This is a genomic window from Micromonospora sp. NPDC047557 (genome assembly GCF_043205095.1).
In the GTDB taxonomy this organism is placed as follows: Bacteria; Actinomycetota; Actinomycetes; order Mycobacteriales; family Micromonosporaceae; genus Micromonospora.
In genome coordinates, this window is the sequence record NZ_JBIDDK010000010.1 from 193,504 (window position 1) to 209,040 (window position 15,537).

Genomic DNA, 15,537 nt, shown 5'->3' on the forward strand with positions numbered 1-15,537 from the left:
TTGATCGGAATTGGTGTGGCGCGCTGGTGCGCGTGTCGGGACACTGCCCCGGTGACCAGTTCCGCATCGCCTCGACTGCTTCGACCACCTGCGCTGCGGCCCGGCGATCTGGTCGTTGTCGCCGCGCTGTCCGGGCCGCTGCACGCGGCCTACGAGCCCGACCTCGCGCAGGCGGTGGTCGTGCTCGAGCGGATGGGGTTCCGAGTGCGGCGGGCGCCACTGCTCGACGCGGGGCGGCAGCGTTGGTGGAGCGCGGCCACCCCCGCGGAGATCGCCGGCGAATTCAACGGGCTCCTGCGGGATCCCGAGGTGCGCGCCATCATCGCGCACGACGGCGGTCAGACGGCGCTCGGCTACCTCGACCTGATCGATGTCGAGGCGATCGTCGCCGACCCCAAGCCGATCCTGGGCTTCAGCGACATCTCGCTGCTGCATCTGGTGCTGTACGCGCGTACGGGTCTGGTCGGGTTCCATGCCGACCTGGCCACGCCCGGCCTCGGTGGCGCGTGGCAGCGTGCCCCAGTGGCGCGCAGGGCAGAGTTGGAGAAGCTCTACTCGGCCCTGCTGACCGGCACGGAGCCGCTCGGCGCGCTCCCGACCGGCCCGTCCTGGGAGTGCTGGCGCCCCGGTCGCGTCGAAGGTCGACTCATCGGCGGGGTGATCAATCGCATCGCGCTGGTGCAGGCGACGCGGTACGCGCTGCCGCTGGACTGGTTCGACGGCGCGGTGCTGTTCTGGGAGGAGATGGGCGGCCAGGCGTCGTACGTGTGGAGCTATCTGCACGTGCTGCGGCACGCCGGCATCCTCGACCGGATCGCCGGCATGGTCGTGGGCGTTCCGCACGCGATCGACGGACTCGACACGCCCGATGCGTCACCGACGCTGCCCGAGCTGGTGCAAGACGTCCTCGGCGACCGTGAGATCCCGGTGCTGGGCAACGTCGAGTTCGGACACGCCGGCCCCAACCTGCCGATGCCGGTCGGCGTCCGCGCCGCCCTCGACGCGGGGCAGCGGACGTTGTCGCTGTTGGAACCGGCGGTACGGCCGCATGCGACGACCGGACCGGTCGGCTGAGACCAGCGGGCTCGGTGCGGCCATGGCGGAGCCGGCGTCCCGCAGGTATGCTCCGGCGTGATGATCACTTCCTCTCTCTTCAGATTGGGGGTCCGATCCGCGAACGGTGAGTGCTGATGCACTCCCGGGCCGCGGATGCGGATTCTCGACTGTCCTTCTGGCGGTGCGTGCGCGAGTTCGCCGTGCCGCCGCCCATGATCGAGCGTGCGACCGCTCGGCGTCTGGTCGGTGACTGGGCCGGAGCATGTGCCGCCGCCCGCGTCGACCCCGACATCAGCCTGCGTGCGGTCGCCGGCCGCCACGGACGGGAGCTGGCGGCCCGAGTCCGGGCCGACCTTCGCCAGCTGGCCCCGGATCTGCTGCGCTGGCACCTGCCGAGGGTCGCTCCCGACGGTCTGCTGCGCCCGAGCCTGATCGTCTCGCTGTCCCGGTACGGCCAGGAGCGGCCCGACGGCGGCGCGGTGCACCTCGTGGCCCGGACGCCACCGGCGTGGGCCGACGCCGGGCAGCGGATCAGCCTCGGGTTGTGGGACGGGACGCGCGACGGGTCCGGCGCACACCCCCACCCCGACCGGCGATTCCGGCTCGACCTGCACCGCCACCTGTGGGACGCGCGTCGGGCGGGTGAGTTGCGGGCTCGATCCGGTGCCGACCTGCTGCCGTGGGACACCCCACCCTCCGTCGTCCCCGAGAGGGGAGAGGCGGCGCAGACGTCCGGGCACGCGACCGACCGATGGGCGGCTGAGGCCGCGCTTCTGCTGCGCGCCGAGGGGCGTACCGGCGGGGCTGTCACGGTGCGGCTCGGCGGCGGGCGTCGGCTGGTCCTTGAGGTGACACCGGGCGGGCACGACGGGCCGCCTTCGGCACGGGTCTCCAGCTCGGGCGGGGCGGGGCTGCCGGTGCTGCCCGACGCGGCGACCTGGGTGCTGCCCGACCTGGCGCTGCTGCGTGCCGGGCTGATCGAGGCCGACCGGCTGCATCCGTTGGTCGCGTCGGCGCTGGTGCCCGAGCAGCCGGTGGCGACCGCCCCGGCCACGCCGGATCGGGCCGAGCTGCCGCGCGTGGTGCTGTGCCGGGGCGCCCACCATCGCATCGGTCTGGTCGACGGCGTGCTCACCGCGCTGGATCACGACGCGGCAGAGATCCGCCGGGAGGAGCTGCTGGCCGCGCTCACCGGGGCGCCGCTGCCCTGCCTGCGGGCGATCGACGAGGCACATCGACAGCCGGAGTGCCTGCCCGACGTGCGGGCTCGCCTCGACCACGGGGACACCGCCGGGGCGCTGGCCACCGTGGAGGCGCTGCTCGGCCCTCGGGCGCTGTTGCGTGCCGGGGCCCTGCGCGACGAACTCGAGACCGCCGCGCAGCGGCGGATCACCCACGGCCTGTTCCGGGCCGGCCTGATCGGGGCCGAGTCGGGCCCCACCGCCGCGGAACCCCGCCGCGCGGTCGCGCGACCCCGCCGCTCGCGGCACGCGACATATCGCTGACCGCGGTACGCCCCCACTTCACCCACCACGAACTCAAAGGTGATGACCATGTCTGCAACAAGTCCTCAGCTCGACGTCGCCGGAGACCTGCTCGCCCTGCTCGGCGCGACCACCACCGAACCCCGTTCCGACGACCAGTTGGCGGCCCTGACCCTGACCGTGGCCGCCGACCTGCCCGTACTCCTGTGGGGTGAGCCCGGCATCGGCAAGACGGCGGCTCTGACCCACCTGGCCACCACCCTGGACCTGCCCCTGACCACAGTCGTCGCGAGCGTCCACGAGCCGTCCGACTTCTCGGGACTGCCGATCATCGGCGCCGACCCGGCAACCCAGGGCGTCCCGATGGCCCCACCGGACTGGGCCGTGCGCCTGGTGCGGGCCGGTCGAGGGCTCCTGTTCCTCGACGAACTGTCCACCGCTCCGCCGGCCGTCCAGGCCGCCCTGTTGCGCCTCGTGCTGGAACGCCGCGTCGGTGCCCTGCGGCTGCCACCCGGCGTACGGATCGTCGCCGCCGCCAATCCACGCTCGTCGGCTGCCGACGGATGGGAACTGAGCCCGCCGCTGGCCAACCGCTTCGTCCACCTGCAGTGGACGCACGACCACGAGGTCGTCGTCCGCGGACTCGGCGGCACGTGGCCCCGCGCGGAGCTGCCCCGGCTCGACCCGGCGCTGCTGCCGGAGGCCGTCGCCTTCGCCCGCCGCGCGGTGTGCGGACTGCTGGCGGTGCGCCCGGATCTCGTGCACCGGCTGCCCACCACCGACGTCGCCCGGGGCGGGCCGTGGCCGTCGCCGCGCAGCTGGGAGATGGCGCTGCGGCTGACCGCCTTCGCGAGCGCCGCCGGCGTGTCCCGCGAGGTGCTGTCCACGCTGGTGCGGGGCACGGTCGGCGACGGTCCGGGGCTGGAGCTGCTGGCCAGCATGGACCGGATGGACCTTCCTGATCCGGAGGACCTGTTGGCCGACCCAGCGGCGGCCGTCCTGCCCGAACGGGGTGACCTGCGCCAGGCGGTGCTGGACGCCGTCGTCGCGGCGGTCCGCAACCGCCCGGAACGGTCACGGTGGGACGCCGCGTGGGCCCTGCTGGCCCGGGCTGTGGAGACCGGTGCGCCGGATCTGGTCGTGGTTCCCGCGACCACCCTCGCCACCCTGCGCCGCGAGGACTGGGACGTCCCCGACACGATCGAGCGCCTCGGCGGGGCGGTGTCGCTGTCCCGGCGAGCCGACCAGGCGGCAGCCCGCGTCGCGGGGGCCGCCGGGGTGCGACCGTGAGCGCCCCGAGCACGAGGCGGCTGGACGTCGACAAGCTGTACGCGGCCCGGCTGCACGCCGCCCGCGTACGGCCCTACCTGGCGACGGCGCTGTTCGCCCTGCACCCGGTGGCGTCCCCGCAGGTGCCGACGATGGCGGTGGACCGGCACTGGCGCTGCTACGTCTCGCCCGCGTTCGTGGACCGCACTCCCCTGGAGGAGTTGGCCGGGGTGTGGGTGCACGAGGTGTCGCACCTGCTGCGCGACCACCACGGCCGGGGTGACCGGGTCGCCCGGGCCCGAGGGCTGACCGGCCCGGGGGAGCGGCTGCGGATGAACATCGCCGCGGACTGCGAGATCAACGATGACGTGTTCGGTGACGGGTTGACGATGCCCGAGGGCGCCGTCCAGCCGGCGTCGCTCGGGCTCAACCCAGGGGAGCTGATGGAGGACTACCTGCGCCAGTTCGGGCTGGGACCGCGTACCCAGGATCTGGTCTGGCTGGACTGCGGCAGCGGTGCGGACGGGCTGGCGCGGCGGTGGGATCTGGGGCCGGACGGCGCGCACGGCCTCAGCGAGCAGGAGCGGGACGCGGTGCGGTACCGGGTGGCGGAGGGCATCACCGGGCACCCCGGTTCCATTCCCGGGGGGTGGCGGCGGTGGGCGGAGCAGGCGTTTCACCCGCCGCAGCCGTGGCGGGACCTGCTGGGCGCGGCGATCCGCTCCGCGGCGGTGGCCGCCGGGGTCGGCGCGGACCACACCTACGGGCGGCCGTCCCGACGGTCCGCCAGCCTGCCGGGTGTGATCCTGCCCAGCCTGCGCCGTCGACCTCCGACGGTCTGCGTCATCGTCGACACGTCCGGGTCGGTCAGCGACGCCGAGCTGGGCAGCGCGCTGCTCGAGGTGGCGGCGATCGGCCGGGCCCTGGGCGGCCGGCGCGACCTGGTGAGCGTGTTGCCGTGCGACGCGGCGGCGCGGGTCGTGCACCCGCTGTGCCGAGCGGAGGAGATCCCGCTCATCGGTGGCGGCGGCACGGACCTGCGCAGCGGCTTCGCGCGGGCGCTGCGGGCGCGCCCTCGACCGGACGTCATCGTGGCGTTGACCGACGGGCAGACGCCCTGGCCGTCCGCCCGCCCGACGTCGCGGACGGTGGTCGGCCTGTTCCCTCGGGGCCGGGCGTCGTGGAGCGAGGAGGAGGACCGCGCACCGAACACACCGCCGGAGTGGGCGCGGGTGGTGACCATCGGGGCGACCTAGAATCGACGTGTCTCACTGCTTTTGGCGGTGTGGGCTGGGGGCGACCACGAAGGGCGGTGCGGACGATGGGACCGGACGAGCGGCGACGGTTGTTCGAGCAGGCGCGGGAGCGTTCGGCGCGAAAGGACACCTGGGCGGAGGCGGACCGGTTGTGGGTCCGGGTGATCGAGGCGTACCGGGAGGCGGTGCGCGGTCCGGGGGCGGTCCGGGAGGACCAGCAGCAGTTGGCCCGGGCGCTGTGGCGGCACAGCATGCTGCTCTCGGCGCGCGGCAGGGCCGCCGACGGGATGGCGCCCGGCGGGGAGGCGGTGGTCGTCTTCGAGCGGGTGTACGACGCCGTGGCGGCCGAGGGCGGGAACGTGGCGGCGGCGCCCCGGGACGACGCCCTCGCCGAGCTGATCACCGCACTGGTGGACCTGGCCGAGGTCTCGTTCGCCGCCGGTCAGCCCGCCACGCGCCGGGACCTGCTGGAACGGGCCGTGACGGTGGGTCTGACCTCTGCCGGATCTCCGCCGTCCGCCGGGCCTCGCACCCGGGAGGCGATGGGCACGGCCTACCACAACCAGGCGACGGCGCTGCTGCACCGGCACCTCACGCGGCCGTCGTCGGGCGACGGTGCCCAGGAGGCGGCGCTGGCCGCGTCGCGGGCTTGCGAGCTGCGGCAGGGGCTGCTCGACCTGGCGCGTCCGCTGACCTTCTGGGAGATGGCCAACACCTACGGGGTGTACGCCCAGTGCCTGGTCCTGATCGGCGACCTCGACCGGGCGGCCATGGTGCTGTCGATGGGCAACCGCTTCGTGGAGACGCTGGGCCCGGCCGCCGCGGAGCCCGCCCAGAAGCTGCGGGTCGCGGCCGAGATGCTGGCCCGGGAGAAGGGTGGGTCGCGGGACGCGACCGGTTCGCGGCGTTGGGGCTGGCGGCGGGGTTGACCTGCCGAGCGGCGGGCATCGGCGCGCCCCGTCTTGCAGGACATCGTCGTTGATCGATACTGTGCGTGAAGGCGCCGCCCCGCCTCAGACCAGCACCGTCGAAGAGAAGCGGGTTCCGCATGCGCACACTGAGACTTGTCACGTCGCTGGCCGTCGCCGGCCTGCTCGCCGGCGCGGTGGCGATGATCGCCACGCCGGCCAGCGCGGCGACTGTTGTGTTCTCCGTGACCAACAACTGGGGCAGTGGCTATCAGGGCCAGGTCACCGTCACCAACGACACCTCCGCGCCGATCAGCAGTTGGCGGGTCGAGTTCGACCTGCCGGCCGGCACGAGCATCAGCCAGTCGTGGAACGCCCAGCAGGTGACCTCGGGCAACCACTACACCTTCAGCAACGTGTCGTGGAATGGCACCCTCGGGGCCGGCGCCTCGACGTCGTTCGGCTTCCTCGTCAACGGCTCCGGCACTCCGGTGAACTGCACCGTCAACGGCAACAGCGTGTCCTGCACCGGCGGCACACCGCCCACGACCCGGCCGCCCACCACTGCGCCACCGACCACCCCGCCGCCCAGCACTCCGCCGCCGACGACCGGCACACCCGTGCAGCGGTACGGGCAGCTGCGGGTCTGCGGCACCACGATGTGCGACAAGAACGGCGCGCGGGTGCAGCTGCGCGGCGTCAGCAGCATGTGGCTCAACTGGGAGACCGCTCCCTACGCCGAGAACCTCTCCGCGCTGACCTGGATGCGGGACAACTGGAACCTCCAGGTGATCCGCGCGGCGATGGGCGTGGAGCCCGCCGGGGCGTACCTCAGCGATCCGGGCAAGGCGCGGGCGCAGGTGGAGACGATCATCAACAACGCGGTCACCGCCGGGGTGTACGTGATCGTCGACTGGCACGCGCACGAGGCGCAGAACAACCAGTCCCAGGCGGTGGCGTTCTTCGGCGACCTGGCACGCCGCTACGGTCACCTGCCCAACGTCATCTGGGAGACGTGGAACGAGCCGTTGCAGTTCAGCTGGACCGGCGTCATCAAGCCGTACCACCAGGCGGTCGTGTCCGCGATCCGCGCCGCCGACCCGGACAACATCGTCGTGCTCGGAACGCCGACGTGGTCGCAGGACGTGGACGTCGCGGCGGCCAGCCCCGTCTCCGGCACCAACCTCATGTACACGCTGCACTTCTACTCGTGCACGCACGGCGCGTCACTGCGCGCCAAGGGCGACACGGCCATTCGGGCCGGCCTGGCGCTGTTCGTCACCGAGTGGGGCGCCAGCAACGCCGACGGTGGCCTCGACGGCCGGGCCTGCCTGCCGGAGGCGCAGTCCTGGATCGACTGGATGAAGGCGAACAACATCTCCTGGACCGCCTGGAAGCTCGACGTCGGCACCGACACCACCAACCTGCTCAGCCCGGGCGCGCCGGTGACCGGCGGGTGGAACAACTACCTGCACGGCCACGCGCCGTTCGTGGTGGCCAACATGAGGTGACCTGACCGCCTGATCACCTCCAGATCGCCGATGTCGGGGTATCCGGGCCAGTGGGATGCCCCGACATCGCCGATCCCGTGTCGATCACTCACGGGGCTGCCCTCGCCGGGGCGGTCGCTTCGGCAAGCGATATACCTGTCAGTCATATTCATACCTCTGAGGTATATCGCTCTCGACCAGATCCGATCCCCGACCGTCAGTTCAGGGTGTGCAGGCACGCCGGTACGCGGTAGCAGTGGTGGCGAAGGCCCGCTGGAAAGTGAGCGCGCAGGTTGGTGGCCGCGACCGAGCCCGGAGAGACCCCGCTGTCCGAAGAGGATCAGCGGTACGCCCGGTGCCGCCGTCGTCGACGCTGAGCCAACCCGGCCAGAACGGTGCGTCACCTTAACGCGCCGGAAACGCCCCCGGTACCAAGCGTGGGAACGCTCGTCGGACAGTCGAGAGCACCGACACGCGAACCGGGGTGACCATGGTCGACAACACCACGAACGCGGCGACCTTCGACGGGCCGGTGGGCCGGTCCGGCAACGGCCGGGCCGTGCCCACGTCCCGCCCCGCCCCGGCGGCGGTGCACGACGACCCGGCCGACCTTGCCACCATCGGCGTGGAGGAGGAGTTCCACGTCGTCGACCTGCACACCCGGGAGCTGGTGCCCCGGGCCGGGGAACTGCTCGACCGGCTGCCGGCCACGTCGTTCACCGCCGAGCTGCACCGCAGCGTGGTGGAGACCAACACCGCGGTCTGTCGCACCCTGGACGAGATCCGCGCCGAGCTGACCCGACTGCGCCAGTCGGCGGTCCAGGTCGCCGACCGGGCCGGACTGGGCATCGTGGCGGCCGGCACGGTGCCGCTGCGCGCCGACGGCGACCCGAGCGTCACCCCCACCTCGCGCTATCGACGGATGCTCGACGAGTACCAGATGCTCGCCCGGGAGCAGTTGATCTGCGGCGCGCAGGTGCACGTCGGGGTCTTGGACCGGGACCTGGCGGTGGCCGTCACCCGGCGGGTACAGCCGTGGCTGCCGGTGCTGCTCGCCCTGTCCACCAGTTCGCCGTACTGGATGGGTCAGGACAGCGGCTACGCCAGCGTCCGCTCGCTGGTCTGGCAGCGCTGGCCCACGGCCGGTGACCCGGGCGAGGTGACCAGCGCGGCCGACCACGAGGCCCTGGTCGCCGAGCTGATCTCCTCGGAGACCATCACCGACCCCGCCATGATCTACTTCGATGTTCGGCCGTCGGCGCACGTGCCCACCGTGGAGCTGCGCATCACCGACGCCAACGCCGACGTGGAGACCATCGTCCTGCTCACCGGGCTGTTCCGGGCGCTGGTGCGTCGGGAGGTCGCCGCCCTGCGCGCCGGCGTCGAGCGCACCGCCGTGCGGCCGCCGGTGCTGCGCGCCGCCGTGTGGCGGGCCGCCCGCTCCGGGCTGGAAGGCGACCTGCTCGACCTGCCCCGCTCGGCCCGGCCGGTGCCGGCGGCCGAGGCGGTCAACCGCCTGGTGACCGACCTGCGCCCGCAGTTGGAGGCGACCGGTGACGCCGAGCAGGTCCGCGAGCTGACCCGGTACGCGCTGGAGCGCGGCAGCTCCGCGGCGCGGCAGCGGCGGGCGTACGAGCGGCGGGGCCGGTTGGCCGACGTGGTCGACCTGCTGCTCGACGAGACGCGGGGCCGGGTGCGTACGCCCCTGCCCGGTGTGCCGCCACCGCCCGCGCTGTCCGCGTACGCCGACGCCGGCGACGAGGTCTTCGGCCCGGACGGGCCGGCGCCGACGTTCCGTCCGCTGCTCGCCGCCCTGCGCACCCTCGGCGCCGCTGGCCTGCGCCAACGCGAGCACGACCGGGACGAGGAGCAGCGCGCCCGGGGCGTGACGTTCAGCGTGGCCGGTGAGGCCAGCACCCGGCTCTTCCCGGTCGACCTGGTGCCCCGGGTCGTGCCCGCCGACGACTGGCGGGCGCTGCGCGCCGGCCTGGTGCAGCGCGCCCGCGCGCTGGACGCGTTCCTGCGCGACGTGTACGCCGACCGGGCGGTGGTCGCCGACGGGGTCGTCCCGGCCTGGGTGGTGGAGTCCTCGCCGGGGCTGCGCCCGACCGGTGCGCTGATGAGCCGGCGCGGCGCGCGGGCCCAGGTGTCCGGAACCGATCTCGTCCGCGACCCAGCCGGCGGCTGGTACGTACTGGAGGACAACCTCCGGGTTCCCTCGGGCATCGGCTACGCCGTGCAGAACCGCCGGCTCACCCGGGCGGTGCTGCCCGAGCTTCCGGTGCCCGATGACCTGCTGCCCGCCGACGAGACACCCGCGATGCTGCACCGGGCGCTGCTCGCCGCCGCCCCCGCCGCCGCCGACGACCCCGCCGTGGTGGTGCTCAGCAGCGGCCCGGGCGACCCGGCCTGGTTCGAGCACCGGCTGCTCGCCGACGAGATGGGCGTGCCGCTGACCGAGAGCAGCGACCTGCTGGTGTCCGACGGCCGCGTCCACCTGGTCCGGGAGGGCCGCCGCAGCCAGGTCGACGTGCTCTACCTGCGGATGGACGAGGACGCGTTGCTGCACGCCCCGGGCGCCGACGGCGTGCCGCTGGGCTGGCCGCTGCTGGCCGCGGTGCACGCCGGGCGGCTCACGCTGGCCAACGCGCTGGGCAACGGCGTCGGCGACGACAAGGCGTTGTACGCGTACGTGCCTCGGCTCATCGAGTACTACCTGGGGGAGAAGGCGCTGCTCGGCGACGTGCCGACGTACCTGTGCGGGCTGCCCGAGCAGCGCGCCGAGGTGCTGGGCCGGCTCGACGAGCTGGTGCTCAAGCCGGTCGACGGGTACGGCGGGGACCGCGTGGTGATCGGCCCGCGTGCCGAGGCCGAGGAGCTGGACGCCGTCCGGGAGCAGATCCTCGCCGCGCCGCACCGGTGGATCGCCCAGGAGGTGGTGGCGCTCACCACCCACCCGGTCTTCGACGGTACGGCGCTCGCGCCGCGCCACGTCGACCTGCGGGCCTTCGTGTTCCTCGGCGAGACGGCCGAGGTGGCCCCGGTGGCGCTGACCCGGGTCGCGCCGGCCGGCAGCATGATCGTCAACTCGTCGCGGGGCGGTGGGTCGAAGGACACCTGGCTGCTCGGCGGAGTCGAGCAGCCCTCGGCGTAACTCACGCTTGATGAAGATGTCATCGGGACGCAACCCGGTCCGCCAAGCCTGGACCGGTCAGCGGCCCGAGCGGACCGAGCCGATGAGAGGTGTGTGCCATGTGCGGTATCGGAGGCGAGTTCCGCCTCGACGGGGCGCCACCGGATCTGGCGGCGCTGGAACGGATGCTCCCGGGCCTGTCCTCCCGGGGCCCGGACGGCGAGGGGCGGTGGCAGCACGGCCCGGCGGCGTTGGTGCACCGCCGGCTGCGCATCATCGACCTGTCCGACGCGGGCGCCCAGCCGATGGTCGATCCCGAGCTGGGCCTCGCCATGGTCTTCAATGGCTGCATCTACAACTACCGCGAGCTGCGCGACGAGCTGACCGCCGCCGGCTACTCCTTCCGGTCCACCTCGGACACGGAGGTGATCCTCAAGGCGTACCACAGGTGGGGGACGGCCTGCGTCGAGCGGTTCTACGGGATGTTCGCGTTCGCCCTGGTGGAGCTGGCCACCAACACCCTGGTGCTGGCGCGCGACCGGCTCGGCATCAAGCCCCTCTACCTGGCCGAGACGCCGGGCCGGATCCGCTTCGCGTCGACCCTGCCGGCGCTGCTCGCCGCCGGTGACGTGGACACCGACCTCGACCCGGTGGCGCTGCACCACTACATGAGCTTTCACTCGGTGGTGCCGCCACCGCGCACCATCCTGGCCGGCGTCCGCAAGCTGCCCCCGGCCACGGTGCGGGTGATCACCGGCGACGGCCGCAGCACCGACACCGTCTACTGGCGACCGGAGTTCACCCGCGTTGCCGCGCCGGCCATGTCCCCCGACGAGTGGCAGGAACGGATCATGGCGGCGCTGCGCACCGCCGTACGCCGCCGGATGGTCGCCGACGTGCCGGTAGGGGTGCTGCTCTCCGGCGGCCTGGACTCCAGCCTGATCGTCGCCCTGCTCGCCGAGCAGGGCCAGACCGGGCTCGCCACCTTCAGCATCGGCTTCGAGGCGGCGGCGGGGGAGAGCGGCGACGAGTTCCACTACTCCGACCTGGTGGCCCGCGAGTACGCCACCGACCACCACCAGATCCGCATCGGCGCGGCCCGGTTCGTGCCCGCCGTGCACGAGGCCATCGCGGCCATGAGCGAGCCGATGGTCAGCCACGACTGCGTGGCGTTCCACCTGCTCTCCGAGGAGGTCGCGCAGCGGATCACGGTGGTGCAGTCCGGGCAGGGCGCCGACGAGATCTTCGCCGGCTACGACTGGTACCCGCCGATGGCCAACGTGGCCCGCGCGGACGCCGTCGAGGCGTACGCCCGGGTGTTCTTCGACCGTCGCCACGACGCGCTCGCCGGTCACCTGGCGCCCGAGTGGATGCTCGACCACGACGCGAGCCTGGAGTTCGTCACCGCCCACTTCGGCGCGCCGGGGGCGGACACCGCGCTCGACGCGGCGCTGCGCCAGGACAGCCTGGTGATGCTTGTCGACGACCCGGTCAAGCGGGTCGACAACATGACGATGGCGTGGGGGCTGGAGGCCCGGGTGCCGTTCCTCGACCACGAGGTCGTCGAGCTGGCCGCCGCCTGCCCACCGGCGCTCAAGCTGGCCCAGGGCGGCAAGGGCGTGCTGAAGGCCGCGAGCCGGGGCATCGTGCCCGACGAGGTGATCGACCGGCCGAAGGGATACTTCCCGGTGCCCGCCATCCGGCACCTGTCCGGCCCGCTGCTCGACGACGTCCGTGACGCGCTGACCGCGCGGCCGGCGCGCGAGCGCGGCCTGTTCCGCAAGGACTACCTGGAGGAGTTGCTGGACGCGCCGAACGCCCGGCGGACCACGCTGGGCTCCAACGCGCTCTGGCAGCTCGGGCTGCTGGAGCTCTGGTTGCAGCGGATCGGGGTTTAGATGAGCGTACGGATCGAGGTGCCGCGCCGGGTCCGACCCGTGCGCCACCGGCCGGCGGTGACCCCGCCCCCCGGCGAGGACTTCGCGCCCGCGCCGTCGCCGGACGGCCGACGGGTGGCGTACCTGTCCGACCGGGCCGGAACCCCGACCGTCTGGGTCCGCGACGTCGACGCCGCCGAGGCCGTCGCGCTGCCCAGCGGCGACGCACCGGTCCTTTCGGTGAGCTGGTCCCCGGACGGGCAGTGGCTGGCCTGCGTCGTCGCGCCCGGCGGCGCCCCCCGCACCGAGCTGTGGGTGCTGCGCCCGGACGGCACGCAGCGCCGCCAGGTCGCCGGGTTCGGCCGCCGCAGCGCCGCCCTGGCCGGTTGGCTGCCCGACGGCGCGCTGCTGGCGGTCACCGAGACCGCCGACCGCGGTGCCGCCGTGCTGGTCGACGCGGGCACCGGGCACCGGCGGGTGCTCGCCGAGGGCGACCTGCTCACCCTCCTGGACGTCAGCCCGGACGGCGGCTCGGCCCTGCTGCGTCGCGGTCCGCGTAACGCCCGTTGGCTGGAGCTGCTGGACGTGGCCACCGGCGACCAGGTGCGGCTGATGCCGGACACCGGCCGGGGCAGCACCGACCAGGGCTGGTTCGGCCCCGACGGGACGAGCGTGCTGGCGCGTACCGACGCGTACTCGGAGCTGGCCGCGCTGGTGCGCGTCGACCTCGCGCGACCGGCGCTGGCCCCGACGCGGCTCGCGGAACGTCCGGACGCCGAGTTGGAACACGTCGCGCTCAGCGCCGACCGGCGACGTGCCGCGCTGCTCTGGAACACCTACGGCGGGCGCAGCGAGCTGAGCCTGCTGGATCTCGCCAGCGGCGTGCAGCGGGCCGTCGCCGCCCCGGGCGAAGTGCTCGACGGCGCCGTCTTCGCCGCCGACGGCAACCTGCTCTGCGTCACCGCGCAGGGGCCGGTGCAGCCCCGGGAGGTCTGGCTTGTCGATCCGGCGACCGGCACGCCCCGCCCGCTGCGGCCGGACACCGGTGCCGCGCGTACGGGCCACAGCGGTGTCGCCCCGCAGCTTGTCGACCTGCGCGCGCGCGATGGGTTGCCGCTGTCCGGCTGGCTCTACCGCCCGCCCGGTCCGGGCCCCTGGCCGACCGCGATCAGCCTGCACGGTGGCCCCGAGGCGCAGGAGCGTCCCGGCTACAACCCGCTGTTCCAGGCCCTCGTCGCGCAGGGCGTCGCGGTGTTCGCGCCCAACGTGCGCGGCTCGTCGGGCTTCGGCCGCACCTTCGTCGCCGCCGACAACCTCGCCGGCCGCTACGGGGCCATCGCCGACGTGGCGGCGTGCGCCGACCACCTGCTCGACAGCGGTGTCGCGATCCCGGGCCGGCTCGGCTGCCTGGGCCGCTCCTACGGCGGCTACCTGGTCCTCGCGGTGCTGGTGAACTTCCCGGGGTTGTTCGCCGCGGGCGTGGCCGAGTGCGGCATCTCCGACTTCCGTACGTTCTACGCCGGCACCGAGCCGTGGATCGCCGCCGCCGCCGTCAGCAAGTACGGCGACCCGGTACGCGACGCCGACCTGCTGCGGGACCTGTCGCCGATGACCCACATCGACAAGCTCGACGTGCCGGTGCTGCTCATCCACGGCGCCAACGACACCAACGTGCCGGCCGGCGAGTCGGCCCAGGTGGCGCAGGCCCTCGCCGCGCGGGACGTCCCGCACGGGCACCTCGTGCTCACCGGCGAGGGGCACGACTTCCTCGCCCGCGACAACGCCGAGACGGCGCGTACGGCCACCACCGCCTGGCTCACCCGGCACCTCGCCGTGACGCCGGCCACCCTCGGCTGAGGCGTTATCCTGCGCCGGTGGACGTCACGGAGCAGGGTGAGCGGCTGGCCGCCGACCTGAGCCGGTGGCTGACCGACGTGACCTTCGTTGACCTGGACACCGACGACGTGACCGCGCGGATCATCGACGCGGTGGTGCGGTGGGGGCAGGAGCACCGCTGGCGGGTCTACCGGCGCGCGCCCAGCGTCGTACCGCTGCCGCCGCCGATGCAGCAGCGGCACTCCGTCCTCGACGTGGCGTGCGCCCGACCGGACGGCCCGCCGGTGGTGATCGAGGTCGACCACACCGACCGGGCGCGTACGGTGCAGAAGCTGACCGCCGAGGCGGACGCCGGCCGGATCCCGATCTGGGTGCGCTGGGGCGTCGGCCGCTTCACCGCGCCGCCACCGCCGGTGCGGATGGTGACCGTCGAGGTGACCCGCCGCGCCGGGCCGGCCGGGCGCGGACGCCTGCACAGCCGCACCGGCGACCGGCCCGCGCCGGCGCACTCGCCCGGCGGCGGCACGGCGGCCCCGCAGGCGCTGCCGATCCCGCTGACCGACCCGCTTTCGGACCCTCGCAAGGGCACCTGAAGCGAATCGTAAGCGGAGGCCGGCAGTGTTCCGGGTGTCAGCAGAACACGACAGACACCCAGGAGATTCCGATGCGCAAGCTCATCAACTCGACCTACCTCACCCTCGACGGCGTCATCGAGAACCCGATGTGGACCGCGCCCTACTTCGACGAGGAGGCCGCCGCCTTCGCCGGCTCGCAGACCGAGGACGCCGACGCGCTGTTGATGGGCCGGGCCACCTACGACGGCTTCTCCCAGGCCTGGCCGACGATGGACGAGAGCGACCCGAGCACCGGCGCCGCGTTCTTCAACAACGTCAAGAAGTACGTCGCCTCGACCACCCTCACCAACCCCACCTGGAACAACACGGAGGTGCTCCAGGGGGACCTGGTCGAGGCGGTCGCGAAGCTCAAGGCCCAGGACGGCAAGGACATCATCCAGTACGGCTACGGCTCGGTCACCGCCCAGCTGGTCAAGGCGGGCCTGATCGACGAGGTCCGGTTCTGGATCCACCCGGTGCTGGAGGGCGGCGCCAGCCTGAGCACGCCGCTCACCGACGTGAAGGCGACGTTCGAGCTGATCGACACCCGGGTGCACAAGAGCGGCGTGATCGTCGCCTCGTACCGGCCGAAGTCGGCGAGCTGAGCGGCGAGC

Annotated in this window: 11 protein-coding genes; all 11 read left to right on the top strand. The window is 73.5% G+C overall.

The annotated features are described in order from the left end of the window. Positions 1 to 51: 51 nt before the first annotated feature. The 11 genes from ACGGAQ_RS22840 (at position 52) to ACGGAQ_RS22890 (ending at position 15,528) form a co-directional block, all read left to right on the top strand. Positions 52 to 1,074 carry an LD-carboxypeptidase gene (locus ACGGAQ_RS22840; protein WP_393052301.1) on the top strand — a complete coding sequence of 341 codons (1,023 nt, stop codon included), beginning with the start codon at positions 52 to 54 and terminating at the stop codon, positions 1,072 to 1,074. Positions 1,075 to 1,190: 116 nt separating this feature from the next. Then, a complete protein-coding gene (locus tag ACGGAQ_RS22845; protein WP_393052303.1) occupies positions 1,191 to 2,561 on the top strand; it encodes a hypothetical protein in 1,371 nt (456 codons plus the stop codon). 42 nt (positions 2,562 to 2,603) lie between these two features. Next, positions 2,604 to 3,830 (top strand): AAA family ATPase, encoded by a 1,227-nt coding sequence (locus ACGGAQ_RS22850; protein WP_393052305.1) that lies wholly within the window; start codon positions 2,604 to 2,606, stop codon positions 3,828 to 3,830. After that, a complete protein-coding gene (locus ACGGAQ_RS22855) occupies positions 3,827 to 5,065 on the top strand; it encodes a VWA-like domain-containing protein (RefSeq protein ID WP_393052307.1) in 1,239 nt (412 codons plus the stop codon). The genes ACGGAQ_RS22850 and ACGGAQ_RS22855 overlap by 4 nt, the downstream gene beginning before the upstream one ends. Before the next feature lie 65 nt (positions 5,066 to 5,130). Then, the gene (locus ACGGAQ_RS22860; protein ID WP_393052309.1) at positions 5,131 to 5,994 is read left to right on the top strand and encodes a hypothetical protein; all 864 of its coding nucleotides are present in this window, start codon (positions 5,131 to 5,133) and stop codon (positions 5,992 to 5,994) included. A 119-nt stretch (positions 5,995 to 6,113) separates the two neighbouring features. After that, positions 6,114 to 7,484 carry a cellulase family glycosylhydrolase gene (locus ACGGAQ_RS22865; RefSeq protein WP_393052311.1) on the top strand — a complete coding sequence of 457 codons (1,371 nt, stop codon included), beginning with the start codon at positions 6,114 to 6,116 and terminating at the stop codon, positions 7,482 to 7,484. Between the two features lie 469 nt (positions 7,485 to 7,953). Continuing rightward, entirely contained in the window at positions 7,954 to 10,617 is a 2,664-nt protein-coding gene (locus tag ACGGAQ_RS22870; RefSeq protein WP_393052312.1) for a glutamate--cysteine ligase, read from the top strand. A gap of 98 nt (positions 10,618 to 10,715) precedes the next feature. Next, on the top strand, positions 10,716 to 12,494 hold the full coding sequence (locus tag ACGGAQ_RS22875) for an N-acetylglutaminylglutamine amidotransferase (RefSeq protein WP_393052314.1): 1,779 nt from the start codon (positions 10,716 to 10,718) through the stop codon (positions 12,492 to 12,494). Continuing rightward, complete coding sequence (locus ACGGAQ_RS22880) at positions 12,495 to 14,330, top strand: prolyl oligopeptidase family serine peptidase (protein WP_393052316.1); 1,836 nt, start codon at positions 12,495 to 12,497, stop codon at positions 14,328 to 14,330. It begins immediately after the preceding gene. 17 nt (positions 14,331 to 14,347) lie between these two features. Next, a complete protein-coding gene (locus tag ACGGAQ_RS22885) occupies positions 14,348 to 14,902 on the top strand; it encodes a hypothetical protein (protein ID WP_393052318.1) in 555 nt (184 codons plus the stop codon). A 71-nt stretch (positions 14,903 to 14,973) separates the two neighbouring features. Then, positions 14,974 to 15,528, top strand: coding sequence for a dihydrofolate reductase family protein (locus tag ACGGAQ_RS22890; RefSeq protein WP_393052320.1), 555 nt, complete (start codon positions 14,974 to 14,976; stop codon positions 15,526 to 15,528). The last annotated feature ends 9 nt before the right edge of the window (positions 15,529 to 15,537 follow it).

Excerpts from the sequence above, each read along its gene's own strand:
- ACGGAQ_RS22890 (WP_393052320.1), top strand. The coding sequence starts at position 14,974 with ATGCGCAAGCTCATCAACTCGACCTACCTCACCCTCGACGGCGTCATC.
- ACGGAQ_RS22850 (WP_393052305.1), top strand. The coding sequence starts at position 2,604 with ATGACCATGTCTGCAACAAGTCCTCAGCTCGACGTCGCCGGAGACCTG.
- ACGGAQ_RS22870 (WP_393052312.1), top strand. The coding sequence starts at position 7,954 with ATGGTCGACAACACCACGAACGCGGCGACCTTCGACGGGCCGGTGGGC.
- ACGGAQ_RS22880 (WP_393052316.1), top strand. The coding sequence starts at position 12,495 with ATGAGCGTACGGATCGAGGTGCCGCGCCGGGTCCGACCCGTGCGCCAC.
- ACGGAQ_RS22845 (WP_393052303.1), top strand. The coding sequence starts at position 1,191 with ATGCACTCCCGGGCCGCGGATGCGGATTCTCGACTGTCCTTCTGGCGG.
- ACGGAQ_RS22875 (WP_393052314.1), top strand. The coding sequence starts at position 10,716 with ATGTGCGGTATCGGAGGCGAGTTCCGCCTCGACGGGGCGCCACCGGAT.
- ACGGAQ_RS22860 (WP_393052309.1), top strand. The coding sequence starts at position 5,131 with ATGGGACCGGACGAGCGGCGACGGTTGTTCGAGCAGGCGCGGGAGCGT.
- ACGGAQ_RS22865 (WP_393052311.1), top strand. The coding sequence starts at position 6,114 with ATGCGCACACTGAGACTTGTCACGTCGCTGGCCGTCGCCGGCCTGCTC.